This window comes from Shinella granuli, assembly GCF_004341885.1.
Taxonomy (GTDB): Bacteria; Pseudomonadota; Alphaproteobacteria; order Rhizobiales; family Rhizobiaceae; genus Shinella; species Shinella granuli.
Window position 1 is genome coordinate 32,598 of sequence record NZ_SLVX01000027.1, and the last position, 23,213, is coordinate 55,810.

Here is a 23,213-nt window from a genome sequence, read left to right on the forward strand (position 1 = left end):
TGTTGGCTCCATCGCGGCAATAAGGCCGCATGAAGAAGGAGCTTCATCATGGAACAGGACAGGCAGGACACCACGGTCAACACCGCTTCCCCGAATGGGGGCAAGCGCCGCTCAAGATGGATCGTCGCCGGCGGTGTCGCCGTTCTGGCGCTCGCAGGAATCGGCGCAGCAGGCGCGATGGGCGGCGGCGGCATGGGCCATCATGTGATGGAGGTCGGCATGAAGCATGGCGGTCATTTCGCCGGACGCGGGATCGACCGGGTGCTTGGTTCGGTGGACGCGACTGCCGAACAGGAAGAGCGCATCTGGGCGATCATCGATGGCGCCCACGCCGAACTGCGGCCGATGATGCGCGAATTCCGCGACGCGCGCGGCGAGGTGATGGAACTGATGACAGCTCCCACGATCGACCGCGCCGCCGCCGAAACCCTGCGGGCCGAGCACATCGCCGCCATCGACGAGGCATCGAAGAAGATGACCGCCGCCGCCCTCGACGCCGCCGAGGTGCTGACCCCGGAGCAACGCGCCACGCTGGTCGAGAAAATGGAGGAGCGCAGAGGGTCGCGTTGGTGATAGGATTTCGCTCCTGACACCGACGGGGCGCAAGGCATGGCGGAACAGATACTTATCGTCGATGACGACACGCGGCTTTCCGCCATGCTCAGCGACTATCTTTCCGGAAGCGGCTATGCGACGCGCACGGCCGCTTCCGCGCTTGCAGGCCTCGACGAGATCAGGCGAAACCCGCCGGATGCCGTAATCCTCGACGTGATGCTGCCCGACCTCGACGGCTTCGAGACCTGCCGCCGCATCCGTGCGACCTCGGATGTACCGATCCTGATGCTGACCGCCAAGGGCGAAGAGACCGACCGCATCGTCGGCCTTGAGCTTGGGGCTGATGACTACCTGCCCAAGCCTTTCAACCCGCGCGAACTGCTGGCACGCCTGCGCGCCATCCTGCGTCGGCGCACAGGCGGCAGGAGTGACCACATCATGCGTTTCGGCAGGCTGGAAATCGATCCCGCCTCACGCGTGGCCAGAGTGGACGGAAGGAACTGCGAGATGACCGGGCACCAGTTCGACATCCTGGTGGCGCTCGCCGAGAATGCCGGACGCACGATGTCACGCGAGCAGTTGATGGACAGGCTCGGCGGCGAAGGTTCCGACGCTCTCGATCGTTCGATCGATGTCCACATCTCGCGCATCCGCGCCGCGATAGAAGACGACCCGAGGCGGCCGCGGCGCATCATCACGGTGCGCGGCGCGGGATATGTGTTCGCCCGCCGCCAGGACGAGGAAGGATAGGAGTTCATGCGCGGCAGCCTCTTCCTGAAGATCTATCTGACTCTGCTTGCGAGCCTCGTGGTGGTGGCGCTGGCGGCCGCAACGCTTGTGTGGCTGTCACGCGGGGAGGACGATCGCGGCTGGATGGCGAGGCGCGACGCCTTCATCGCGGCGATGCTTCCCGCCGACGCCGATATCGAGGAAACGCGGCTCGTCCTGGCGCGGCTTGGGGCAGCCCTTGAGGCTGACATCACGGTCTTCGCCCCCGATGGCGACGTGGTCGCGAGCGTCGGGAATCCTGTCGCTTTCCCTGCGCCGGGTGAGAGGGAGAATATCCGGAGCGGGGACGATCGCCGCATCTTGTCGGCGCGTCTTCCGGACGGGCGCGTAGTCGTCGCCCGCCTCGGCGACAGCGCCTTCGGACCTCCCCGCGCCAGGCCGCTTCTATGGCTGGCCCTGATCGCCGCCGCCATTGGCGTTGTCGCCTGGCCAGTGGTGCGACGCCTGACGGGACGGCTTGAACGCTTGCGGCGGGGGGTCGAGACATGGGGCGATGGCAACCTGGCCCTGCGTGTTCCCGTCGAGGGCAAGGATGAGGTGGCGGCGGTCGCTGCCAGCTTCAACCAAGCGGCCAGGCGGGTCGAGGAGCTGATTATCGCCCACCGTTCCCTGCTCGCCAACGCCAGCCACGAGTTACGCTCACCGCTCGCGCGCCTGCGCATGGCGAGCGAGTTGCACGAGGTCGCGCCCAGCGAGGAACGCCGCCACGAGATCACGCGCAACCTCGCCGAGCTGGACGGACTGGTAGAGGAAATACTGCTGGCGAGTCGGCTCGACCACGTCGAGGAGATCGACCTTGGTGACGAGGTCGATCTCTTGGCACTCGCGGCTGAAGAAGGCGCGCGCCAAGGCATCGAGGTCAGCGGCGACCCTGCTACCGTCAGGGGCGATGCCCTTCTTCTCGCGCGTCTCGTGCGCAACCTTATGCAAAATGCGCTACGCCACGGCGAACCCCCAGTCCACGCGGAAATCCGCCGCGACGGCGAGGGGGTGGAAATCGTGGTGCGCGACCACGGACCGGGTATTGCGGAGGCCGAGCGCGAACGGGTGTTTGAGCCCTTCTATCGCCCGTCCGGCCGCGGCGAGCATGCCGGGGGCTGGGGGCTGGGCCTTGCGCTGGTGCGCCAGATCGCCCGCCACCACGGCGCGAGCGTGCGGCAGGAAACGCCAGCCGATGGCGGCGCACGGTTCGTCGTCACTTTTCCATCAACGCGCGCGTCAATGCCTCATCGCTCGTGACATGGCTGGAGCCCTGGCTGTTAAGCGGGTCTGATGCCGCCCAGGCCCAATGGGTGACCGGTCTGATCTACCCTGTTCCCGCCAGCAGCCAGATAGGCTTCCTCGACGATCCGCGCGCAGACAGCGAGTTCCTCTTCGTTACGAGGGCCGTAGAGCATTATGACCACAGGTGGAATGACCCCCGGTTTTACTAGGCAGTGGTATTCCCCCCAGGCCGCCGAGGCTCTGATCACTGAAACCGGCGGCCTGCATTTCACCATGGACCTGGTCGCCGCCAGGGCTGGCATCAGCAAGGGTGGGCTGACCTACAGCTATCCCACCAAGGATGCACTGATCGAGGACATGTTGCGCCGGGAGCTTCAACGCTTCGTTTCCCTTCGGGAATCCGAAACCAAGGGAAATGCGCCGCACGACAGATTGGCGGCGCATATCAGGGTTTCTGCCGAGCAGAAGGCTGTCTACCTGACGCGCGCGGCTCACCTGATGGCGGCATTATCCAGCCATCCCGTTCATCGTAAGCAAGTACAGGCATTCTATCGCGAAGCCTTCGAGCTTGCCGATCCTGCCACCGAAGAAGGTCGACGAGCCCGCAAGGCCTTCCTTTCGATTGAAGGGCTGTTTCTCTTGAGGGGGCTCGGCCTGATGCAGGTCAGCGATCAGGAATGGGACGATGTTTTTGCTGATGCGCTGGCGGGTTTGAAGCAGGCGACAACGCATCTAGCGCGTTGATTTTAGGATGACATCGGTCCATGCGGGGAAGTCATTTGAGGAACGGGACCTAAGGGCTTCGAGCCTACAAAATGACCGCTTCTGAATTCTGTTCGGCCGGTCCAGGATGACCGCAATGCGGTCGACAACTGCCATTGCACCTACCGAACCGCGCCGGGAAACACGATGTCCTGGTCGACAAGCACGTTGAAGCGGTATCCGGGCCGGATTTCGAGCGTCGGCTGGACATTGAGGTTCCGCGACAGGGTCTGCTGCGACATCTGGCCGAAGGTTTCGGCAAATGAGCGCCTGGCGGCATCCTCGGCGCTGTTGGAGTTTCCGAACGCGTTGCGATCTTGCGGGATCATCATTTCCGTACCGGCACCGATCAAGGCAACTAGAACGGCGGATCCGAAGGTACGAAGATAGTGGTTGTCGACGCGATCCCTGAACCCGCCAAAGCCAGCGGCATCGGTTCCAGCCATACCGCCGAGCTGCAGCGTTGACCCGTTCGGGAAAATAATATCGGTCCAGATGACCAGCACTCGGTTCTGCCCAAAGGAGACATTGGAATCATATCGTCCGAACAGCTTTGTGCCCTGCGGGATGAGGAGATGTCGGCCGGTGGCGCTGTCATAGACGTTCTGACTGACCTGGGCTGTGATGCGACCGGGAAGATCGGAATTGATGCCGGTTATGAGCGTTGCCGGAATGACCGAGCCGCGCTTGAGCTCATAGGGCGACATCTGTGGCACGACCGGGTTTGGCAGATAGCCGAGTTCCGCGATGTCCTGATTGAAGAATCGCTCCTTTCCGGCCTGCCCGTTCGGGTCGCCGTTGGGACTGGTGAGGCCACCTTGCATCGCGGCCGCATAAAGGTCGAGTGCGCTTGCGGGCCGTCCGGGCTGGCCTGCCACAGAAGCTCCTCCAGCTGCTTCCGTTGTCGGTTCCCGATTGAGGTCATTGATGCTGACAGCAATCGGAGAATCGTAGGCAGCGTCATTCGCCTGTAGCCGCGCCATGCGCTGTCGGTGCTGTTCGCGCAGATATTGCTCGTGCTGTTCCCGCTCAAGCCGCGCGCGCCAGACCTCTTCGGGTTCGATCTTTGACGTGGCAGGTTGGGGGTCCGTTTGAGGTAGGTTCTCTGCTGCCGGGAAGGGATTGGCTGGGGTCTCCGCTGTTGCGGGCGGAAACGGCTGGAATTGCGGCTGGGCAGGCTCGCCGATGATGCCGTCGGGAACGCCACGGGTCAGCTGGTCGGCATAGGTCGATGCCGATTGCGATCCCGCGGCACCAGCACCGCCATCGTCGCGAAACCGCAGTCCTCGCGACGTCAGCCCATAGAAGATGACAGCAAGAAAAATCACCACCAGCGCGATTGCACCGATAATCGGCAGCCGGTTCAGCCGCCGGATCTTTGGGGCGGATGCGGTGTCAGTACCGCCAAGCTTCAACGACGGTGTCATGCTGTGCCTGCCGAGCCATGTTGCCGAATCGATAGTGGGCTGACCGGGGTGGCTCCTTCGGCACCGGGCTTGTACATTCGGGTAAGATCGAAGCGCAGCGTCGATAGCCTGACCAGAACGGCTCCCTCGAACTCGTCAACCGTATAGGCGAGGGCGAGGATATTGGTGTCGTCGGTCTTCTGGTCAGTGATGACGGCATAACCCCAGTCTTGCAACGACGCCTGCAGCGCCTGGCCGAATACGGAACCATCGGGTGTGAACCGGATCGTCGTGCCGCCGGGACCTGCCTGTTCGGCAAGCCTGCCCACCATGTCGCCGGCGATGCTGCTGGCGGCTTCCGGCGACAATTGCGCCGTCACCGTGCTTTGGATCAGCCCGGCTTGCCCCAGCGTCTGACAGGCGGAGAGTAGCCCGGCTAAAATGATCGCAGCGATGAGGCGGCCGGGCACGGAAAATCTGTGCATCCCCTACCCTCCCCGCCGGATGGTTATCTTTTGCTGCTGGCGGCCGACACCGGAAACGAGAATGGCGTGATCGATATGATAGTCGACCACCATCATAGAGCCGCTCATTCGATAGTTGACGATGCGGTTTTCACCACCGGACACGACGAATAACACCGGAGCATCCTGGCCGGAAAGCGACGATGGAAACTGGATATAGGTCTTTTGGCCGTCGCTATAGATCCGCGTTGGCCGCCAGCGCGCCGAGCCGCTCGTCCGAAACCCAAAGTTCAGCTGGTCGGCAGGCACGCCGGCGCCCGGAACGATGCTGGCTTCCATGCGTGCGCTGATCTCGGCAAAGCGGGCATTGACGTCTTCCGCGTATTCAAAGCCGACCCGGGCCATATACTGGCTTTGATGCGATTTGAGCTGGATGTGATAGGTCCGCCGCGAGGTCGTCACCACCATGGACGTGACGAGCCCGGCCTCCGACGGCTTGACGATCAGATGCACGGCCTGGCCGCCGGGCGCGCCAGAAGTTGCCGGTTCGACCTTCCAGCGCACGGTGTCACCAAGCAGAACGTCGCGGACGATCTCGCCGGCTTGCAATTCGATATCGCAGACCTGCAGTGGAGAGCAGACGACCGAAGGCTGGACCTCGCCATAGAGGAAGATGACCTTGCCGTCATTGCCACGGGTTACAACCCCCTGCCCCGATTGCCACTGCCCGGAAAGGCCCGTTGCGCGCGCTTCGTTCGCGTTCAGCGCTTGCGCCTGAGCAGATGTCGGCATTGCCGACAGGAGGAGAGCCGCGCAGAAAACGACGCCCCTTGTCCTCGAAAAGTTCATGATACTCTCCTGCCGGCACTCACAGTTGCGCCGTCCACTCGAAATCTCTCAAATAAAGCCCGATCGGGTTGAAACGGATGACAGCTTCGTCCTGCGGTGGGGTCAGTGTCACGGTGGCGATGCCACGGTAACGACGCGTGCCAAGTTCCTTGCCCTGCCGGTCGCGCTGGAATTCCGTCCAGTCGACCTGGTAGCTCTGGTTTGAGAGGGGCACGATGTTGGTCACCTCGATGGCGACAGTCATGGTGACGGCGCGATCAAATGGCGAATTGCCCCGGAACCAGGCATTGATCTTCTCGGTGGCGGGGTCTGATGTGCGCAGCAGCGCATAGGTGCGGTCGATATATTGCTTCTGGACGACGGCGTCTGGCGTGACCGAGCGGAAGTTGCTCACGAAACTGCCGAGTGTGGCGCGCACGACCCTTGCATCGGCGTATTCGATCTGCTGCGGGAACCCGGCGCTGGCGGCCGTTCCCAGCCGGTCGACCTCGACGATATAGGGGACGAGTTTGACCTGCGTACTTTGATAAAGCGCATAGGAGAAGCCGATCACCGCCATCAGCATGCCGGTGACGCCGACAATGCGCCAGGCACGCGCCGCCATCACATAAGAACCATAGCGCTCGTTCCATTCCTGGCGTGCGGCAAGGTAGGGATTTTCGGGTGGATTGCGCCCAGCCATATTTTGTCACTCACGCCTTATCGTCGCTGGAGGGTTTGCGCGTCGATCGGCCCTGGGACTGATCGAGCTTGGAATTGGCAAGACCGAGCGTGGACGCGCCCCATGTTCCCGGAACACCGATTGCTTTGTCACGCGCAGCGCCCGCCAGCGCGCCGCCGGCAGCACCGGCGCCCGAGGCCATGCCTTTGAGCGCGGCAGCTCCAAAGGAGACGCCGGCGGTACGGGTGTCAGAAAAGGCCGCCGCCCCTGCCCTTGCGCCGCCCGCAGCAAGCGCCGCGCCGCCGACAGCAAAGCTTGTCGCCTGCCCGCCATGCCGGATCGTCTCCATGCCCCCGGTCACCGAAACGCCCTGCACCACGCCCTGGATGATGTTGGGTACATAGATCGAGATGATGAAGACCACGACGGAAATGCCGGCAATGGCGAGCGTCGACAGATATTCGTCCGAACTAGCCGGGCCGCTCGCCAGATTGACGAGCACCTGCGATCCAATGCGGGCGATCATCACCAGCGCCATCAATTTCATGCCGACACTGAAGGCATAGATGAGGTAGCGGACGGCAAAATCCTTTGTGAAGCTCGAGCCTCCGAGTCCGAGCATGATCATGCCAGCGAGCAGCCCGACATACATTTCCACCATCACCGAGATGAAGATCGCGGCAACCAGGCTGAAACAGATGACGACGACGATCATGGCAAAGACCGCAGCAATGGCGAGCGCATTGTCTTCGAAGAGGCCGAACTGGGCCTTGCTCGACATGGCGCTTGCGACCTGAAGGCCGGCATTGAAGACATTGGCCGGCGAGGCCGAGCCACCGCCGGCGCCGATCTGGAACAGGCTATCGACCATGGCTTTTGCAAAGGCCGGCCCCTGTTCAAGAATGAAGACGAAGAGGCCAATGAACATGATGCGGCGCACCAGTTCGGCAAACCATGTATCGAGCGATGCCGCCGCCAGCGCCAGCCAGACGGCGGCTATGCCGATCTCAATGCCGGCAAGGATCCAGAACAGCGAGCGGGCCGCCTGCAGGACGGTTGTCTCCCAGCCCTGGGCAGCACTTGCCACCTCATTTTCCAGATTGGTCAGCAGTGAGCCATCCTGCGCGAAGGCCGGCTCGATCAGGATCGATAGCCCAAGCAGGGTGACGAGCGCCGCCCTAATTGCTGGCGGCGTCATTGCCCTGCTCCTCTCGTGCGTCCCAGCGCGGCCGCATTTCCTGGCCACCGGTCATGTCGAATTGTTGCACCGGTACGGCCGCTGGTGCAGTTGAGGCTGGACTGCGGGCATTGTCAGGACGAATCCAGACCAGGACGACAATGCCGATCACGACGATGACGGCTGCAATGATGAGGAAAAACCTGTTCACCAGCGCGGCTCCATCATCTGACCGCCCGAGCTTGACGGTGCAGTTGACCTGAAAAATTCCTCACGCCTTGTCTGGGCTAGGTCCTTCGCCGCCTGCTCGGACTGATACCAGGTGGCCATCATCGTCATTTGCTGCGACACCAGCCCGCGCAACTTCTGGGACTGCGCTACCTGCTGGGCGGCAATCTGATGCCCGGCCTGAAGGGCCTGCATCTGGCCAACCGCGCTTTCCGACATGGAGCGTAACTGCGCCATGGTCGCTTCCTCGCTCCCGAATTGTTCCGCAGTGAAGCCGGCGGCACGCAATGTCGATGCGATGGTGTCGCGATTGGTGTCGGACCAGTCTTGATAGCTCGAGGAAAAGCTCTCGCCATTGGCAAGGCCAGTCTTGAACTCGGCAAAGCTCTGGAACCGCTGCTTTAACACATCGTCGATATTGCCCATCGAGAATGCGATCCCCTGCCCCTGATTGACGAGACCCTGAAGGCGGGCAAGATCGTTTTCGACCTGGCCCCAGATATGGCTGGGAAGCTGCAACGTGTTTTGCAGCATGTTCTCGTAGATTCGGATTTGGTTCTGGATCTGTTCGGCCAGGTGAGCGATCTGCTGCACCTGGTTCTGGATTTGCTCGGCGGATTGACCGACCAGCCCCACCAGCTCGGTATTGTTGAGCAATTGTGTCCATTCGGTCGCTTGCCCGGTGACAGCACCGGCATATGCGGGCGCAGACGGGACCATGCTGGCGGTAGCGAACACAGCAACGGCGATCCTAACGGTATGCGAGAATGGTTTCGGCATTGCCGATCCCCCTTTCCATAAGCCAGACCTTTGGCCAGTTCGCGCCATGGTCATGGTCAAGCTGCTCAATGCGTTTGAGATCGTCCTTGCCGGTGGCCCCAACAAAGGACAGCGCGACCGGTCCCAGCGCCATGTCGAACAGGCGTCTTCCTTCAGGCGAGGCGACGTAATATTCCCGTTTGGGTGTGGCCAATGCGACAATCTCGATCTGGCGTTCATTGAAGCCGATGCGCTCGTAAAATTCGCGTGTGCCCGGTTCACGGGCCGCGCCATTCGGCAGGCAGATTTTGGTCGGACAGCTTTCCTTCAGCACATCGATGATGCCAGAGCGCTCGGCGTCCGAAATTGATTGCGTGGCGAGCAACACCGCGCAATTGGCCTTGCGCAACACTTTAAGCCATTCGCGGATTTTATCCCTGAATGTCGGATGGCCCAGCATCAGCCAGGCTTCATCGAGCACAATCAGGCTTGGAGCACCGGTGAGGCGCTTTTCGATACGACGGAAGAGATAAAGCAGGACCGGCACGAGATTGCGCTCGCCCATATTCATCAGTTCCTCGATCTCAAAACACTGGAAGGTGCCGAGCGTCAGACCATCCTGTTCTGCGTCGAGTAACTGGCCCATTGGTCCGTCGACGGTGTAATGGTGAAGCGCATCCTTGATCTCGCGCAGCTGCACGCCGCTGACAAAATCCGAGAGAGAGCGGCCGGGCGCAGAGGCCATCAGCCTGATCTGGCGCGAGATCGCATTGCGATGGTCGGGCGTGATGGTCACGCCTTGCATGGCAACCAGTGTTTCGATCCATTCGGCTGCCCAGGCGCGGTCACCATCTGTGTCGAGCTCGGCCAGCGGACAGAAGGCCAGCATGGCATCGGCCTCCCCTGCCCCGATCTCGTAATGATCGCTCCCAGTGGCCAGTGTCAGCGGCAGAAGTGACCTGCCCTTATCAAAAGCGAAGATCTGCGCATCGCGGTAGCGGCGGAATTGTGCGGCGATCAGGGCTAGCAGCGTTGACTTACCGGATCCGGTTGGGCCGAACACCAGCGTATGGCCGACATCATCAACATGAAGGTTTAACCGGAACGGCGTAGAGCCGCTGGCAACCTGCATCAGCGGTGGTGAATTGGGCGGGTAGAATGGACAGGGTGCCGTCGCGCTGCCCGACCATACCGAATTGACCGGGATAAGGTCGGCGAGGTTGCGCGTGTTGATCAGAGGTTCGCGAATGTTGGCGTACCAGTTGCCCGGCAGTGAGCCGAGATAGGCTTCGGTGGCGTTCAACGTTTCGATGCGCGCGCCAAAGCCTTCCGCTTGGATCAGCCTGCGCACCGCCTCGGCCTGTTCGCGCAAGCGGCTATCATCATGATCGAACATGACGATGACGGGGGTATAGTAGCCATAGGCAACCAGTTGCGATGCGGCTTCTGCGATCGCGTCCTCAGCTTCGGCCACCATCAGTATGGCGTCCTGATCGACCGATCGGCTCTGGGTCTGGAACAGCTGGTCGAAGAAGGGGCGCACTTTCTGCTGCCACTTCTTGCGGGTGCGCTCGAGCTTTTGCCGTGCGTCCTGCTCATCCAGGAAGACGAAGCGGCTTGACCAGCGATAGGTCAGCGGCATCAGGTCAAGGTGGTTCAGGATGCCGGGCCAGCTTTCGGCCGGGAAACCGTCTATGGCGACGACTGCCAGATAATGGCCATCGACCATTGGCGATAGCCCATGATGGAACTCGGCGGTCGCCAGCCAGTCGAGATACATCGGGATTTCCGGCAGGCGGACCGGATGGTTCTCCCCTACGATGCAGAAGCGGATGAACTGGAAGAGTTCATCGTAGCGCGCTTCGCGTCCGGTCCCGGGATCAATAACGGTCCGCGTGACCATGCGGCGGATCGAAAGAACGTTCGCCAGATATTGCTCGACCTCGCGGATCGATGTCCGGAAATTGTCGAGAACAGTGTCTGCATAGGTCTCGGAACGGCTTTCGGCATCGGAATAGACATAGCGTGTCATGGCTGACCTGCGCCGCTCGGGCGGGCGATAGGTGAGGATCAAGGCATGTTGGCTCTCAAAATGGCCGCGCTCGGCTTCGAAATGGGTGCGCCGCTCGTTGTCGATAGCCGCGGTCACAGCATCGGGGAAATAACTTCCCTCGCGTGACGGATAGGAATCGGTCGGCACCCGCACGGCCTCGACCTGGATCATCCAACCGGAGCCGAGGCGAGACAGGATCGCGTTGATCTGGCGTGACACCTCGTTGCGCTCAGGATTGGTCGAACTGTCCGAATCCGGTCCTGCGAAGTACCATCCAGCCATCAAGCTGCCGTCCTTAAGCAAGATCACGCCATCGTCAACGAGACCCGCGTAAGGGATCAGATCGGAAAAGGACGGATTTATGTTACGAAACTGACGAAGTTCTACCATGGGCGGGTCAGTACCTGCGCCATGGCGTGGACGTCGGGCGGTAATTCTGTCGGTAGCCGATATGGCGCAAATAGACCTGTCGCATCAACGGATCGGCCTTGGCCATCATCCGCAGTGCGCCAACGACACCAATCCAGATTGCGATGCCGAGCAGCGCAGAGAACCAGGTCAGGACCACGAAGATCAAAATGACCGTCGCCAGCCCAGTCAGCAAAACCAGTTCGCGATCGGCACCCATCAAATGGTTCGGGCGCGACAGCGCCCGATGAATGCGGGATCGTGCGAGCGGAGCGACTGGCTCAGCCATCACCGCCCTCCCCTGCCCCGCCCTTTCTTGCAAGGGTCGACTGGACAGTTTCGACTGTGCCGATAGATGCGCCGGAGGCACCGAAGAGCCCGACGATTTGGGTTGCGCCAAGCAGAATGCCGGCAACCAGCACGACATACATTAGCCGTCTGGCAAAATCGTTCAGCTCGCCGCCGAAGATCAGCATTCCGCCGGCGACGGCAACTGCCGCGAGTGCAATAAAGCCCGCCACCGGCCCGGTGATCGATTGCTGTATCTGTTGCAGGGGCCCTTCCCATGGCAGACCGCCGCCGCCGGAGGCCAGAGCGGGCTCGATGGACAGGATGAAAACGGTGATGCTCGCCGTCAGAAAGGCGACGGTCCTGTTATGCTGCATCGAGGCGCCCCTCTTCCGAATAAGTTTCGATTTGATAGTTCCCGTCACGCCAGACCTCGACATGGATGACGTCCCGCACACGCCGTCCTGTCGGTGTGCGCTCAATCGAGACGACCAAGTCCACCGCCTCGCCGATCACGTCGTGCATTGGCTGCTGACTTGCTTCGGCGGTGAGTTGCTCAAGCCGTCGCAGGGCCGAAAACGCATTGTTGGCGTGGATGGTGGTGATGCCGCCCGGATGACCGGTATTCCATGCCTTGAGCATGGTGAGTGCCGCACCATCGCGGACCTCGCCGACAATGATACGATCGGGCCGTAACCGCATGGTGCTCTTCAGCAGCCGGGCCATATCTACCGTATCGGTGGTGTGGAGCTGCACTGCATTCTCGGCTGCGCACTGGATCTCGGCCGTATCTTCCAGGATCACCAGCCTGTGTTCCGGCGCTGTCCGTACCATCTCGGCGATGACGGCATTGGCGAGCGTCGTCTTCCCCGAACCAGTGCCGCCGGAAATGACGATGTTGAGGCGCGCCTTGATCGCCTTGCGAACGAGGGTGGCCTGTTCGCACGTCATGATGGCGCTTCGGATGTAGTCCTCCAGCGGGATCAAGCGCGAAGCTCGTTTGCGGATGGTGAAGCTTGGACCTGCCACCACGGGCGGCAGCAGCCCTTCAAAACGGTGGCCACCTATCGGCAACTCACCGGAGATAATCGGCTGGTCTTCATCGGCTTCCGTCTGCAGTGCATGCGCGACGCTGCCGATGATGATTTCGGCGGCACCTGGCTGCAGGGTGCCCATGCTGTCGATCCCCTGCCCCAATCGCTCGACGAACAGCTTTCCGTCCGGGTTCAGCATGATCTCGACCACGGATGTATCTTCAAGCGCGGAACAGATGGTCTCGCCAAGCGCATCCTGCAGCTTACGGACCAGACGGAGGTGGGAGCGCGAGGCGGTCATGCCAGACGCCTGCTCTCATAACGCAAAGCCGTCGGCATACGCCTGGACATAGGATCAGGAATTTGTTGCTGCCACATGTGGAATCGCTGCCCCCTTCTGATAGGGCAACATCAACATCACATAGGCAGATGCGTCAGCCCGGCATAAATGCCGGGTATGGAGCTTAGTGAGTCGCTTCTATCCTTGAAGACCCATTGGTGGCAGGAAGACCGAGTGGAGCCTTCAAGAGCTACTTTCCCCCTGGCATTTCTACCGGGCCGCTTTAGCTGGGTGCCAGAACAGGAAGTCTGGCTAACTAGCGGGAATCGTGGAGAGATTCGCCTTAGTGTGTGATCAAGGAGTTGACGAACCAACGCTTCCGTTAAGGTCTTGTTAACCTTATTCTTCTTGCCAACCGGACAGAATCGGAGATACTGGCGCTAAATTCGACCAAATGATGAATTTGGCGCTATTATCGTTAAGGATGAGATGGGATGAGTTCGCTTCCGTCATTTGAGTTCGACGAGAAGATCTTGGCGCAAGGCGCGGAGATCTCGCGGAAGCTCGACCAACTTCGACTGGAGAAATTTCCGCCCAACGCAAAGAAGACCCTACGTCGCTTTCCGATGGCAGAAGTAGCCCACTATCTCGGCGTCAGTCCCAATAACCTAAAACGTTTACACCTCGAGGGGAAAGGACCTGAACCCCATATCGCCTCGGGTGGCCGTCGTTTCTATTCAGCCGAGCAGATGATCGAATTGCGCGATTATCTGGACAAAAACGGCCGTTCGGACGCGAAGAAGTACGCCCCTTTTCGCAAGGAAGGCGAGAAATTACAGGTTATTGCTGTCGTCAACTTCAAGGGAGGCTCAGGGAAGACGACGACCACGGCGCATCTTGGTCAACATCTTGCTCTGACCGGACATCGTGTGCTCGCAGTTGATCTCGATCCCCAAGCATCACTCTCTGCACTGCATGGCTTTCAGCCTGAGCTAGATCGTAATCCGTCACTTTACGATGCAATCAGGTACGATGAAAAACGACGACCGGTCGCTGACGTCATTATGTCAACCAACTTTCCACTGTTGGACATCATACCGGCGAACCTTGAGTTGCAGGAGTATGAGTACGACACGCCTCTCTCGATGCAGACTTCGAATGAGGGAAAGCGGTTTTATACACGGCTAGGACGTGCCCTGGAGGAGGTCGATGATCGATATGATGTCGTCGTGATCGATTGCCCTCCCCAACTCGGCTTTCTGACATTGACTGCACTTACCGCGTCGACATCGGTATTGATAACCGTCCATCCACAAATGCTCGACCTCATGTCGATGAGCCAGTTCCTGCTGATGCTAGGCAACTTCGTCAAAACGATCCGCGAAAAAGGTGCGCCAGTCAAAATGGACTGGCTGCGCTATTTGATTACGCGCTACGAACCGACTGACATTCCGCAGGCTCAGATGCTTGGTTTCATGCAATCTATGCTTGCTGAGGAAATTCTTAAAAATCCCATGCTGAAGTCAACCGCGATTTCAGATGCTGGCTTGACGAAGCAGACACTGTACGAAGTCGAACGCGCGAAATTTAATAGGGAGACGTACGATCGAGCGATCGAATCTCTTGATGCAGTCAATTTTGAGATTCAAGCACTTATTCATCAGGCATGGGGGCGGCTCTAATGTTGACTGCCGTAAAAAGTAAGGAAAAACCCTTCATTATCAAGCAAGTAAGTGGGCAGACGAGGTTAAGTGATGGCTCGTAAAAATCCATTCGCGAGCGTTCTTGACGACAATGATAAGCCAGCGTCGCCGTCTGCCGTGCAATACGCAGCTAGAGGCGCGTCGCGGTCTATTCTGAGTTCACTTGATGAGATAGCGGCACGGGCTGATAAGCTTGTCGAGGGCGAAACCATCGTTGAGATTGATCCGGACCTGATCGATCCGTCGTTCGTGCGTGATCGGCGTAGCGATGATGAACAGGAGTTCAAGGAACTCCTCGATGCAATTCGCGAAGGTGGCCAGAACTCACCTATACTCGTCCGACCTCACTCACATGCCGCCGGCCGATACATGGCTGTGTTCGGTCACAGGCGACTAAAGGTTGCGAAAGTGCTCGGCCGAAAGGTGCGGGCCATAGTTAAGGATATGCAGGATAGGGAGCATATTCTGGCGCTAGGGCACGAAAACTCCGCTCGCGCGAATGTGCCGTTTATCGAGAAAGCGCGATTTGCAGCGGATGTTGCTCGACTCCGATACGAAGAAGATAACTCCACCATCCTGAGTGCTCTCTCGATCGATCGCACTACGCTCTCCAAAATGCTTTCGGTCGCGAGCTTACCCGAAGCAATTTTGGACGCTATCGGCGAAGCAAAGACGATTGGCAGAGATCGCTGGTACGACCTCAAACTGTTGCTCGATAATCCGGCTAACCTTGAAGTCGCCACCACGATGGTTGCTGAAGATAGTTTCACTACGGTTCCAAGTGAGGAGCGGTTTGACCTTTTAGTGCAGCGTTTGAAGGCAGCGGCATCGCGAAAAGGCGCTAGGCCGAAGCCAACGAAACGTAGTTGGGCACCGAAAGACAATTCATTAACTGCGGAGATGGTCGCGGACAGTAAGCGCTTCACTATGGCGGTGAAGTCAAAAAACTCGGACGCACGAGAATTTGGCGAGTTTCTGTCGAGGAACCTCGATCAACTCTATGATGCGTTTCGCGAACGTACCGATATCAAAACTAAAGGAGGCTAATCCGCAAAAGAAAAAGGCCCCCCGAAACAGCGTCCGGAAGACCTTCTCTGTAGTTTGGCGACTTAGAGAATCTCATTTCCGCGAATCAGTGTCAAGCCCAACTCGGCCTGAGTAGTCGTTTCGGCGAGCAGGTTTCTTTTGCCTAGCGATAGGTGAAGGACAATGCAGACGCATATCTCAACGACGCCCTTCGGGCGGCGAACGATGACGCTTGGCCAGATTGCAAATCAGGCAAGAGCAAAGGCGATGCCGAAAGAGGCAGTCGTCAATAAATGGCAGGTGTTTCAAAACATCCGTGAAGCCCGTGAACTGCTTGGCGCAACGGACCGCTCACTGGCGATTCTCAACGCCTTGCTGTCGTTCCACAGAGAAACAGAACTCTCGGCCGAGGGCGAACTTATCGTCTGGCCGTCGAACGAGCAACTGATCGCCCGCGCTAACGGAGTTTCGCCAGCAACGCTTCGGCGGCATCTTGCCATTCTGGTCGAGTGTGGATTGATCATCCGGCGCGACAGCCCGAACGGCAAGCGCTTCGCGCGTCGCAGCAGGGCAGGGGAGATCGAGCAGGCTTATGGCTTCGATCTGTCGCCGATCGTCGCCCGTGCTGCTGAATTCAATGATCTGGCAGAAGCAGTACAAGCCGAGAAGAAGGCCTTCCGCGTCGCCCGGGAGCGTTTGACGCTGCTACGGCGTGATATCGTCAAGATGATCGATGCCGGGATCGATGAGGGGGCGCCAGGGAACTGGGGCAGGGTGCTTCAGACCTATCAGGCCACCATCTCCAGACTTCCCCGCACGGCCTCGAGGCAACTCATTGAAGACATTTGCGCCGAGCTTCACGATCTGCACGCTGAAATCCGGGATGTATTGGAATCTTTCGCAAAAACCCAGAATCTGAACGCCAATGAGTCTCATTTTGAACGCCACATACAGAATTCAAACCCAGACTCCATTTCTGAATCTGAAAATAGCTGTCGAGAAAAGAAAGAAGCGAACGGCAGCGTTGCGGAAACTGACAACGTACGCAGCCTGCCGAAACGGGATCTGCCGTTAAGCATTGTGCTGGATGCCTGCCCAAATATGCGAGATGCGGCCCAGACGGGCGAAATCCGCCACTGGCGCGACTTTCTGGCCGCAGCGGAACTGGTGCGAACGATGCTGGGGGTCAGTCCGAGCGCTTGGGCCGCGGCTCGAGAGGCCATGGGCGAGGTTCAGGCAGCAATTGCACTGGCGGCGATCTATCAGCGAGCAGACCAGATCAACAGCGCCGGCGGCTATCTGCGCAGCCTGACCGACAAGGCGCGCGACGGGAAATTCTCGACCTGGCCGATGGTGATGGCCCTACTGCGTGCACGGCTGGACGAGGGGAAGCAGCAACAAACCCCGGAAAGCGTGACATCGGAACCCGGGGCACGACTTGAGGTATCGGATTCACTTCTGAACAGCCTGCGAAAGCGGAAGCTGTGAACCCGTTACGCTCATCACCTGACAGAAGACGCTGGATCAATTGGGTGGAATTGGATGGGAGAATAGCTAGCCACAGGATGGGTCGATGTCCACGGATTGCAGAGATCGATCTCTAAGCTGCCGAAATCCAAGATGTTGCGCGTTGCAAGAGTGAGGTTGTGCGCGATTGCGGTGGCGCCGATCAAGCCATCCATTGACGACAGGCCGCGACGCTTTGAAAGGCCATCAAAGCTTCTCAAGCTAGCTCGGTTCCCGAGAGCCCGACCCGAAGGATGACGCTCAAATCTTCATCATCCGCGCAATCAGGACTTGATAACAGTTATTAAATGCCTCATTTTTAGAAGAAATCAGGAGCGAGGTGACGTCATGATCAGTGCCGACCTGGGCAAACAACTGGAAAGCTACGTCAAGCAGCTTGTCGATACGGGCCGCTATGGCTCAAAGAGCGAAGTTCTGCGCGAAGGCGTCCGGCTGATTCAGGATAGAGAGACACGTCTTGCTGCGCTGGATGCTTCGATCATGCGTGGTGTTGCCGATGCTGAAGCTGGCCGAACCGCGCCGGCCGGGAAGGTCTTCGATCGACTTGAGGCCAAGTACAAGGCTATGGCTCAAGAGGCAGAACGCTCCGCATGATCGTGGAACTCACGGATGAGGCGGAAGGCGATCTGGAAAGGATCGCCGACTACATTGCACGGGACAATCCCCGGCGGGCTCTAACCTTCATTCAGGAGCTTCGGACCAGCTGCCTGGAGCTGGCAGACACGCCGGAGGGCTTCGCGTTGGTGCCTCGCTATGAACGTCACGGCATTCGCCGCAGGGTTCATGGCAGTTATCTGATTTTCTATCGCGTCCAGGGAGAGCGGATCATTGTGATCCACATCCTTCATGGCGCGACCGACTACGCGGAGGTTCTTTTCGCAAGCTAGGCCGCAAACTCATAAACGGACTACCGCTTTGTGACGCGTTCTGATTCAAGGCTCCTTTTTGGAGGCTTGAATGCGTCGTTACGAACTAAGCGATTTTGAATGGGGCGTGATCGAGCCTCATCTTCCCAACAAGGTTCGCGGTGTGCCGCGCGTTGACGACCGCAAGGTTCTCAACGGCATTCTGTGGCGGTTTCGGACCGGGTCGCCCTGGGCGGACGTTCCGGAACGCTATGGTCCCTATACGACATGCTACAACCGGTTCGTGCGATGGCGCAAAGCCGGGGTTTGGGATCGGCTGCTCGCGGCGGTTTCCAAGGCTTTCGACGGCGAGATCGTCATGATCGACAGCTCCTGTGTCCGCGTCCACCAGCACGCGGCCACGGCAAAAAAGGGGGCGATGACGATGGTTGCATGGGACGTTCCCGTGGTGGGCTCACCACGAAAATCCATGCGCTTGTCGATGCCGAAGGCCGGCCGATCGATCTCGTCCTGACGGCCGGACAGGCGCATGACGGTAAGCCCGCCATCGACATGCTCGAGGTTCTCCAGCCCGATACGATCCTGCTCGCCGACCGCGCTTACGACAGTGACGCCATCCGCAGCCTTGCCGCCCAGAAGCGGGCCTGGGCCAACATCCCACCGAAGAAGAACAGAACCGGCAGCTTCTCATTCAGCCGCTGGGTCTACAAGCAACGCAATCTCGTCGAGCGATACTTCAACAAGCTAAAGCATTTCAGAGGCATAGCGACCAGATACGACCGCGACCCGCTGAACTTCCTAACCGCCATCAAACTTGCTTCCGTCCGAATATGGCTGCGCGCTTATGAGTCTGCGGCCTAGTTCGGCCGTAGCCGCCCGAGGGGACGCTTATCTTTCGCCGGCGTCCTTGTGGGATTTCTCCTTGCGGATGACGATGCGGTCATTAGCGTCGATGCCGGGGGTAATGACCAAGTTTAAGCTGTCGCCGTCTTCGTGACCGTAGAGCATTCTGACCTTGGTCTTGCCATAGATTACACGGTCTTGCTTGGCAAAAGTCCGGATCGTTTGGCGCGATCGAGCAGGTTTTTGACCGAGGAAGGCGACCATTTTGTCCCGCCGCGCGGTGTGCGCTCATGCAGTTGCTCGAGCTGGCTGGCGATTTCACGCAATGTCAGGCCAGGATTGGATGAATGGATGCCGGCAACCAGGGTCATCAGGCGATCTTCTGGCAGGCGAGGTGGCGATCTACGAAGCAGGGCTGCATCAGCCATGCCCTCGGCAACCATCCATTTGACCGCGCGTCGAAGACGTTCCGGTGTCCAGTCGAGGTCGCGTTGCTTCAGAACACGGGCGATATCGTCCCAAGTGTGATCGGGCCGCATGCGCTTCACGGTTGGAAGCCACTGGTTTGCTGTTGCCTGGATGCGTGTTCCGTAGGCCGCCTTCTGCGCGGCCGTCATTTTAGCCAGCGCTTCCGGCCGGCGCTCGCGTATTCCCGGATTACCTGGCAACCGCCCTTTGGCTTTGGCAGCCTTTATCCCGGCCTTGGTGCGTTCGGAAATGAGAGAGCGCTCCAGCTGCGCCACGGCACCGAGCACCTGCAGCGAAAACATGCCTTGCGGCGTCGAGGTGTCAATGGGATCACGCAGCGACCGGAAATGCACGCCTTTTTCAGTCAGCCCCTCAATGACCTCGAGAAGATGGCTGACGGAGCGCGCCAAGCGGTCGATCCGGACGACGGCGAGGGTATCACCGTTGCTGATGTCGCGAAGGAGCTTGGACAGAACTGGGCGCGCGCGTGAAGCACCGGATCCGTGTTCCTGGACGATAGTCTCGCAGCCGGCCGCACGCAGCTCCATTTCCTGCGCTTCGGTGGTCTGCTCGTCCGTAGACACGCGGGCGTAGCCGATAAGCCGGCCCTGTGGTTGACGGGAAGCACGATTTTGCATGTCAGCGGCCATTTGCAGCGCCTGAGAGAGTAGGGGAGGGCAATTTTCCAAATACACAAGATACGGATAAAGGATCGTTTGTAAACGTCTCTTGAGGTGCGTTTTCGAAAGGGAGGGCCCTCAAAAGCCCGGGAAAACGGGCTTTTTCGTCGATCTGAGGTCCGGCCGACCGTGCTCTGTTCAATCTGGGAGGCCCAGCGCTTCAATATCGTATACGCGCGGAAACATTTGTCTCTATGACGGAAATGAAATGCATGATAGCTTCCGTTTAATGAATATTGCTGTGTAGAACAATGACTTATACGATCGAGAGTTTGCCTCTGCAGACTTTGCTCCCGGCCATCGGAAGGGCAGAGGATCAGCTCGCGCGATTGGATGAGCAGGTCCGGCGCACTCCGGTCGGAGAGGGATTCATCGAGCGGGGCCACTTCTTCGATGCAGCGGCCAGCATGTGGGTCGGGGGAGAGCTTGTCCATGTGGAGGATCTGGTTCTCCACGACGCGCGTATGGATGTTCGGGCGCCGACCCATGAGTTGACCATCGCTCACCGAATCCTCCGAGCACGACGACGGATCGCCGGGACCAAGCCAGCATGGGCGGTGAGCGATGCGGGGATCGGAGCACTGACCGGATATGGTTATCATGATCAGGAAGTCGGGGCAGGGGAGGGGACACCGCCCGTCGAAGAGCCGACAGACTTCGCCCGGTTGGCTGAAGACGATCCGTTTGCTCGCGAGCTCGCCAATGTCGACGCTTTACTCGAGCAGTCGCAGCGGCTCCTCGACAAGGTGTCCGGAGCCAAGGGGGGAGGCCGGGATGAACTCATTGTCGACGAACTCGTGGTTCGAGACCCCGACTGGGACGAGGTGGATCGGCTGTCTCAATGGAAGCATATTCTACGTGACGTCGGAGATCTGCCCCCGACACTTGGCGCTGCGCTCCTCTGGGATGCCTGGGAGTCGTTGGAACCGATGCAACGCCAGCACTGGCTTGGCACGCTGTTGGTTAGCGCGCATCTTCGCGCGCAAGGAAAGGTGGCATCCCACCTGTTCGGCTTCAATGTCGGGCTGAAGGCCGTGCCTAGGGAGCGTCGGCGTTCCGTAAACCGTCTGACCCGTCTGCTCGCCTTTCTCGACGCTATGACCGCTTCGGCCGAGAGTGGCGTAAAGGAGATCGCTCGGTTGGTACAAGCGCGCGAGCAGATGATGCGGCGTCTGAACGGCCGCCGATCGTCAAGCAGCCTGCCAACGACCATCGAGCTGGTCTTGTCACGGCCGATCGTGTCGGCGCCAATGATCGCCAAGTCCGCCAAGGTGACGCAGCGGGCTGCCCTCAACCTCATCGGCGAACTCGGGGTGAGGGAGATGACGGGTCGTGGCCGTTACCGGGCGTGGGGCATCCTTTAGTCGCAGTAGCGAATGTCTAGCCAGAAGGAACTCAGACTCCCACTTGCATGTCAGAAAAAGATACCCTATTTTCTGACACATGAAAAAGCTTGCAACAATTTCGGTTCCCGATCGGATCATGCAGCGCGCCCGTGCCACTGGGCGCGGCGGCGTCTTCACGCCAAGTGATTTCCTCGATCTGGCGAGCCGCGCCGCAGTTGACCAGGCTCTTTCCCGCCTCACCAGGAACGGAAAGCTGCGCCGTCTGGCCCGTGGCCTCTACGACTATCCGAAGGCCCACCCGAAGCTTGGCCTATTGTCCCCGGCTCCCGACGACGTCGCACGCGCCCTGGCCCGCGAGACTGGTTCGCAGGCGCAAATCGCGGGGGCGCATGCCGCGAATGCGCTTGGTCTTTCGACACAGGTTCCCGCAAAAAGCCTTTATCTCACGAACGGACCCTCTCGTCGGATCGTGCTGGGCAAGCGCGTCGTCGATCTGCGTCACGCCTCGCCCAAGCATTTGATCGCGCCAGGCAGTCCCGCAGGAACCGTCGTTCAGGCCCTTCGTCATGTGGGGCCGGTCCGTGCCGGCGACGTGGCCCGGGTTGCCGCCAATCGGCTGTCGGCAAAGGACCAGAAGGTTCTCGCCTCCAGTGCGAGCCAGGCTCCCGCATGGATGCGTCCCACTCTCGTCTCGATCGGCAACGCTGCTTCGGAGTTGGCCGATGGATAAGGTCGCGATCCTCCCTGCCGACGATCGTGCCGCGCTCTTTGGCGAAACCGGTGCCGGCCGCGGTGTCGCCAACTCGATCATCGAGAAGGATTTCTGGGTATGTTGGACGCTGAAACGCTTGTTCAATCTTCACGAGGATGCCGCCGCCAGCCTGGTCTTTAAGGGTGGTACGTCGCTCTCCAAGGCCTTCGGCATCATCCGGAGGTTCTCGGAAGACATCGACCTGTCCTTCGATCGCACCGATCTCGGCTATACCGGCGACCGTGATCCTGAGAAGGAAGGCATCAGCCGCAAGAAGGCGGGTCAGCTCATTGATGCCCTCCTCGCGGAGGTCGAAAAGCACATCGCCGAGAATCTCTTTCCTGCTCTCCAAGCTGCAATCGTTGAGCAACTCGGGGAGCCTTCAGCAGGAGGCTGGTCACTAGCGATCGATGTCGCGGACCCACAGACACTTAACTTCCATTACCCGGTCTCGCTTCCGTCGGCCGACTATCAGGGGATGGCCTATATCACGCCCCGCGTGAAGCTCGAGCTCGGCGCGCGTGGGGACCCATGGCCTGCCGAGAGCAAGGTCATTCGTTCGTACGCGGCAGAGGACTTCCCGGACTTCTTCGAAGATTTGGATGCGACCGTCACAGTGCTGTCGGCGCGCCGTCCCTTCTGGGAAAAGGCAACGGCTTTGCACGCGGAGGCCCATCGCCCGGCCGCCTCGCCGACGCCGCAATATTTCTCACGCCACTACTATGATCTTGCCATGCTGCTTGCTTCCGACGAAGGCATTGCCGCCGCTGCAGATCTTGAACTTCTTGCCACGGTGGCAAAGCACAAGGCCACTTTCTTTCGCTCCAGCTGGGCGAATTACGGCAAGGCCCAGCCAGGCACATTGCAACTTGTTCCAGGAGCTCCCCGCGTCAAGGATCTCAGAGCTGACTATCGCGCAATGGCGCCGATGATGTTCGATGATACGCCGCCATCATTCGATGATATACTATCTATGGTCAGGACTCATTGATTTAGCCAGAATATAACTGTTGCTGCGATGCAGATGGCGGAAAAGAATGTGTGAGCGCAGCGGTCATACCTTGTA

The 23,213-nt window shown here is 59.6% G+C and carries 25 protein-coding genes and 3 pseudogenes; 13 read left to right on the forward strand and 15 right to left on the reverse strand.

Annotated elements, in window-relative coordinates:
- The first annotated feature begins 48 nt into the window (after positions 1 to 48).
- Genes EV665_RS27425 through EV665_RS27435 form a run of 3 tightly spaced genes read left to right on the forward strand, consistent with a single transcriptional unit; the run spans position 49 to position 2,583 of the window.
- Complete coding sequence (locus EV665_RS27425; protein ID WP_133036540.1) at positions 49 to 573, forward strand: Spy/CpxP family protein refolding chaperone; 525 nt, start codon at positions 49 to 51, stop codon at positions 571 to 573.
- A 36-nt stretch (positions 574 to 609) separates the two neighbouring features.
- Positions 610 to 1,305 (forward strand): response regulator, encoded by a 696-nt coding sequence (locus tag EV665_RS27430; protein WP_133036541.1) that lies wholly within the window; start codon positions 610 to 612, stop codon positions 1,303 to 1,305.
- A 6-nt stretch (positions 1,306 to 1,311) separates the two neighbouring features.
- A complete protein-coding gene (locus EV665_RS27435) occupies positions 1,312 to 2,583 on the forward strand; it encodes a HAMP domain-containing sensor histidine kinase (RefSeq protein ID WP_133036542.1) in 1,272 nt (423 codons plus the stop codon).
- Between the two features lie 20 nt (positions 2,584 to 2,603).
- Here EV665_RS27435 and EV665_RS33405 read toward each other — a convergent pair whose 3' ends face one another.
- Positions 2,604 to 2,843, reverse strand: a complete 240-nt coding sequence (locus EV665_RS33405; protein WP_446692604.1) for a luciferase domain-containing protein — start codon at positions 2,841 to 2,843, stop codon at positions 2,604 to 2,606.
- On the opposite strand from EV665_RS33405, the gene EV665_RS27440 reads away from it, so the two are divergent.
- Complete coding sequence (locus tag EV665_RS27440) at positions 2,743 to 3,312, forward strand: TetR/AcrR family transcriptional regulator (RefSeq protein ID WP_133036543.1); 570 nt, start codon at positions 2,743 to 2,745, stop codon at positions 3,310 to 3,312. The two genes, EV665_RS33405 and EV665_RS27440, sit on opposite strands and share 101 nt — an antisense overlap.
- 140 nt (positions 3,313 to 3,452) lie before the next feature.
- Here EV665_RS27440 and trbI read toward each other — a convergent pair whose 3' ends face one another.
- Genes trbI through trbB form a run of 11 tightly spaced genes read right to left on the reverse strand, consistent with a single transcriptional unit; the run spans position 3,453 to position 12,958 of the window.
- Positions 3,453 to 4,757 carry an IncP-type conjugal transfer protein TrbI gene (gene trbI / locus EV665_RS27445; protein WP_035031573.1) on the reverse strand — a complete coding sequence of 435 codons (1,305 nt, stop codon included), beginning with the start codon at positions 4,755 to 4,757 and terminating at the stop codon, positions 3,453 to 3,455.
- Positions 4,754 to 5,221, reverse strand: a complete 468-nt coding sequence (gene trbH / locus EV665_RS27450) for a conjugal transfer protein TrbH (protein WP_035031576.1) — start codon at positions 5,219 to 5,221, stop codon at positions 4,754 to 4,756. The genes trbI and trbH overlap by 4 nt, the downstream gene beginning before the upstream one ends.
- 3 nt (positions 5,222 to 5,224) lie before the next feature.
- Entirely contained in the window at positions 5,225 to 6,049 is an 825-nt protein-coding gene (gene trbG, locus EV665_RS27455; protein WP_035031578.1) for a P-type conjugative transfer protein TrbG, read from the reverse strand.
- Positions 6,050 to 6,068: 19 nt separating this feature from the next.
- Complete coding sequence (locus tag EV665_RS27460; RefSeq protein WP_035031581.1) at positions 6,069 to 6,731, reverse strand: conjugal transfer protein TrbF; 663 nt, start codon at positions 6,729 to 6,731, stop codon at positions 6,069 to 6,071.
- A 10-nt stretch (positions 6,732 to 6,741) separates the two neighbouring features.
- Entirely contained in the window at positions 6,742 to 7,908 is a 1,167-nt protein-coding gene (gene trbL, locus EV665_RS27465) for a P-type conjugative transfer protein TrbL (protein WP_133036544.1), read from the reverse strand.
- Positions 7,889 to 8,098, reverse strand: a complete 210-nt coding sequence (locus tag EV665_RS27470; protein ID WP_133036545.1) for a DUF2749 domain-containing protein — start codon at positions 8,096 to 8,098, stop codon at positions 7,889 to 7,891. The genes trbL and EV665_RS27470 overlap by 20 nt, the downstream gene beginning before the upstream one ends.
- The gene (gene trbJ, locus EV665_RS27475; RefSeq protein WP_133036546.1) at positions 8,095 to 8,895 is read right to left on the reverse strand and encodes a P-type conjugative transfer protein TrbJ; all 801 of its coding nucleotides are present in this window, start codon (positions 8,893 to 8,895) and stop codon (positions 8,095 to 8,097) included. Before trbJ ends, EV665_RS27470 begins: the two co-directional genes overlap by 4 nt.
- Entirely contained in the window at positions 8,867 to 11,317 is a 2,451-nt protein-coding gene (locus tag EV665_RS27480) for a conjugal transfer protein TrbE (RefSeq protein WP_133036547.1), read from the reverse strand. The genes trbJ and EV665_RS27480 overlap by 29 nt, the downstream gene beginning before the upstream one ends.
- 7 nt (positions 11,318 to 11,324) lie before the next feature.
- The gene (locus EV665_RS27485; protein ID WP_133036548.1) at positions 11,325 to 11,624 is read right to left on the reverse strand and encodes a conjugal transfer protein TrbD; all 300 of its coding nucleotides are present in this window, start codon (positions 11,622 to 11,624) and stop codon (positions 11,325 to 11,327) included.
- Positions 11,617 to 12,000, reverse strand: coding sequence for a TrbC/VirB2 family protein (locus EV665_RS27490; protein ID WP_133036549.1), 384 nt, complete (start codon positions 11,998 to 12,000; stop codon positions 11,617 to 11,619). The genes EV665_RS27485 and EV665_RS27490 overlap by 8 nt, the downstream gene beginning before the upstream one ends.
- Positions 11,990 to 12,958, reverse strand: coding sequence for a P-type conjugative transfer ATPase TrbB (trbB, locus tag EV665_RS27495; protein WP_133036550.1), 969 nt, complete (start codon positions 12,956 to 12,958; stop codon positions 11,990 to 11,992). The genes EV665_RS27490 and trbB overlap by 11 nt, the downstream gene beginning before the upstream one ends.
- Before the next feature lie 473 nt (positions 12,959 to 13,431).
- Between trbB and repA the strand changes: the two genes are divergently transcribed.
- The 3 genes from repA to repC all read left to right on the forward strand — a co-directional run bounded on the left by repA (position 13,432) and on the right by repC (position 17,154).
- Positions 13,432 to 14,619, forward strand: a complete 1,188-nt coding sequence (gene repA / locus EV665_RS27500; RefSeq protein WP_091523825.1) for a plasmid partitioning protein RepA — start codon at positions 13,432 to 13,434, stop codon at positions 14,617 to 14,619.
- Positions 14,620 to 14,691: 72 nt separating this feature from the next.
- Positions 14,692 to 15,687 (forward strand): plasmid partitioning protein RepB, encoded by a 996-nt coding sequence (gene repB / locus EV665_RS27505; protein WP_091523828.1) that lies wholly within the window; start codon positions 14,692 to 14,694, stop codon positions 15,685 to 15,687.
- A gap of 162 nt (positions 15,688 to 15,849) precedes the next feature.
- Entirely contained in the window at positions 15,850 to 17,154 is a 1,305-nt protein-coding gene (gene repC, locus EV665_RS27510) for a plasmid replication protein RepC (RefSeq protein ID WP_133036551.1), read from the forward strand.
- 86 nt (positions 17,155 to 17,240) lie between these two features.
- Here the strand turns inward: repC and EV665_RS32945 are convergent.
- Positions 17,241 to 17,378, reverse strand: a pseudogene (locus EV665_RS32945) (VapC toxin family PIN domain ribonuclease); the annotation flags it as partial.
- A gap of 142 nt (positions 17,379 to 17,520) precedes the next feature.
- Here EV665_RS32945 and EV665_RS27520 point away from each other — a divergent pair.
- From EV665_RS27520 to EV665_RS27530, 3 genes and pseudogenes are all read left to right on the forward strand, one after another.
- Positions 17,521 to 17,787, forward strand: coding sequence for a type II toxin-antitoxin system ParD family antitoxin (locus EV665_RS27520; protein WP_091523833.1), 267 nt, complete (start codon positions 17,521 to 17,523; stop codon positions 17,785 to 17,787).
- The gene (locus EV665_RS27525; protein ID WP_091523836.1) at positions 17,784 to 18,080 is read left to right on the forward strand and encodes a type II toxin-antitoxin system RelE/ParE family toxin; all 297 of its coding nucleotides are present in this window, start codon (positions 17,784 to 17,786) and stop codon (positions 18,078 to 18,080) included. Before EV665_RS27520 ends, EV665_RS27525 begins: the two co-directional genes overlap by 4 nt.
- Before the next feature lie 70 nt (positions 18,081 to 18,150).
- Positions 18,151 to 18,920 (forward strand): annotated as a pseudogene (locus EV665_RS27530) (IS5 family transposase).
- Between the two features lie 170 nt (positions 18,921 to 19,090).
- Here the strand turns inward: EV665_RS27530 and EV665_RS27540 are convergent.
- Entirely contained in the window at positions 19,091 to 20,020 is a 930-nt protein-coding gene (locus tag EV665_RS27540) for a recombinase family protein (protein ID WP_133036554.1), read from the reverse strand.
- A 281-nt stretch (positions 20,021 to 20,301) separates the two neighbouring features.
- On the opposite strand from EV665_RS27540, the gene EV665_RS27545 reads away from it, so the two are divergent.
- The 3 genes from EV665_RS27545 (at position 20,302) to EV665_RS27555 (ending at position 23,138) form a co-directional block, all read left to right on the forward strand.
- The gene (locus EV665_RS27545) at positions 20,302 to 21,414 is read left to right on the forward strand and encodes an RHE_PE00001 family protein (protein WP_133036555.1); all 1,113 of its coding nucleotides are present in this window, start codon (positions 20,302 to 20,304) and stop codon (positions 21,412 to 21,414) included.
- Between the two features lie 118 nt (positions 21,415 to 21,532).
- Positions 21,533 to 22,126: a DUF6088 family protein gene (locus EV665_RS27550; RefSeq protein WP_133036558.1), complete on the forward strand. Its 594-nt coding sequence runs from the start codon at positions 21,533 to 21,535 to the stop codon at positions 22,124 to 22,126.
- Positions 22,119 to 23,138 (forward strand): nucleotidyl transferase AbiEii/AbiGii toxin family protein, encoded by a 1,020-nt coding sequence (locus tag EV665_RS27555; protein ID WP_133036556.1) that lies wholly within the window; start codon positions 22,119 to 22,121, stop codon positions 23,136 to 23,138. The genes EV665_RS27550 and EV665_RS27555 overlap by 8 nt, the downstream gene beginning before the upstream one ends.
- Here the strand turns inward: EV665_RS27555 and EV665_RS27560 are convergent.
- A pseudogene (locus EV665_RS27560) lies at positions 23,132 to 23,213 on the reverse strand (transposase); the annotation flags it as partial. The gene EV665_RS27555 and the pseudogene EV665_RS27560 overlap by 7 nt on opposite strands.

What these genes read in the sequence shown, in the direction of transcription:
- EV665_RS27425 (WP_133036540.1), top strand. Translation starts at nt 49, where the DNA reads ATGGAACAGGACAGGCAGGACACCACGGTCAACACCGCTTCCCCGAAT.
- EV665_RS27430 (WP_133036541.1), top strand. Translation starts at nt 610, where the DNA reads ATGGCGGAACAGATACTTATCGTCGATGACGACACGCGGCTTTCCGCC.
- EV665_RS27435 (WP_133036542.1), top strand. Translation starts at nt 1,312, where the DNA reads ATGCGCGGCAGCCTCTTCCTGAAGATCTATCTGACTCTGCTTGCGAGC.
- EV665_RS27440 (WP_133036543.1), top strand. Translation starts at nt 2,743, where the DNA reads ATGACCACAGGTGGAATGACCCCCGGTTTTACTAGGCAGTGGTATTCC.
- EV665_RS33405 (WP_446692604.1), bottom strand. Translation starts at nt 2,843, where the DNA reads ATGGTGAAATGCAGGCCGCCGGTTTCAGTGATCAGAGCCTCGGCGGCC.
- trbI (WP_035031573.1), bottom strand. Translation starts at nt 4,757, where the DNA reads ATGACACCGTCGTTGAAGCTTGGCGGTACTGACACCGCATCCGCCCCA.
- trbH (WP_035031576.1), bottom strand. Translation starts at nt 5,221, where the DNA reads ATGCACAGATTTTCCGTGCCCGGCCGCCTCATCGCTGCGATCATTTTA.
- trbG (WP_035031578.1), bottom strand. Translation starts at nt 6,049, where the DNA reads ATGAACTTTTCGAGGACAAGGGGCGTCGTTTTCTGCGCGGCTCTCCTC.
- EV665_RS27460 (WP_035031581.1), bottom strand. Translation starts at nt 6,731, where the DNA reads ATGGCTGGGCGCAATCCACCCGAAAATCCCTACCTTGCCGCACGCCAG.
- trbL (WP_133036544.1), bottom strand. Translation starts at nt 7,908, where the DNA reads ATGACGCCGCCAGCAATTAGGGCGGCGCTCGTCACCCTGCTTGGGCTA.
- trbJ (WP_133036546.1), bottom strand. Translation starts at nt 8,895, where the DNA reads ATGCCGAAACCATTCTCGCATACCGTTAGGATCGCCGTTGCTGTGTTC.
- EV665_RS27480 (WP_133036547.1), bottom strand. Translation starts at nt 11,317, where the DNA reads ATGGTAGAACTTCGTCAGTTTCGTAACATAAATCCGTCCTTTTCCGAT.
- EV665_RS27485 (WP_133036548.1), bottom strand. Translation starts at nt 11,624, where the DNA reads ATGGCTGAGCCAGTCGCTCCGCTCGCACGATCCCGCATTCATCGGGCG.
- EV665_RS27490 (WP_133036549.1), bottom strand. Translation starts at nt 12,000, where the DNA reads ATGCAGCATAACAGGACCGTCGCCTTTCTGACGGCGAGCATCACCGTT.
- trbB (WP_133036550.1), bottom strand. Translation starts at nt 12,958, where the DNA reads ATGACCGCCTCGCGCTCCCACCTCCGTCTGGTCCGTAAGCTGCAGGAT.
- repA (WP_091523825.1), top strand. Translation starts at nt 13,432, where the DNA reads ATGAGTTCGCTTCCGTCATTTGAGTTCGACGAGAAGATCTTGGCGCAA.
- repB (WP_091523828.1), top strand. Translation starts at nt 14,692, where the DNA reads ATGGCTCGTAAAAATCCATTCGCGAGCGTTCTTGACGACAATGATAAG.
- repC (WP_133036551.1), top strand. Translation starts at nt 15,850, where the DNA reads ATGCAGACGCATATCTCAACGACGCCCTTCGGGCGGCGAACGATGACG.
- EV665_RS27520 (WP_091523833.1), top strand. Translation starts at nt 17,521, where the DNA reads ATGATCAGTGCCGACCTGGGCAAACAACTGGAAAGCTACGTCAAGCAG.
- EV665_RS27525 (WP_091523836.1), top strand. Translation starts at nt 17,784, where the DNA reads ATGATCGTGGAACTCACGGATGAGGCGGAAGGCGATCTGGAAAGGATC.
- EV665_RS27540 (WP_133036554.1), bottom strand. Translation starts at nt 20,020, where the DNA reads ATGGCCGCTGACATGCAAAATCGTGCTTCCCGTCAACCACAGGGCCGG.
- EV665_RS27545 (WP_133036555.1), top strand. Translation starts at nt 20,302, where the DNA reads ATGACTTATACGATCGAGAGTTTGCCTCTGCAGACTTTGCTCCCGGCC.
- EV665_RS27550 (WP_133036558.1), top strand. Translation starts at nt 21,533, where the DNA reads ATGCAGCGCGCCCGTGCCACTGGGCGCGGCGGCGTCTTCACGCCAAGT.
- EV665_RS27555 (WP_133036556.1), top strand. Translation starts at nt 22,119, where the DNA reads ATGGATAAGGTCGCGATCCTCCCTGCCGACGATCGTGCCGCGCTCTTT.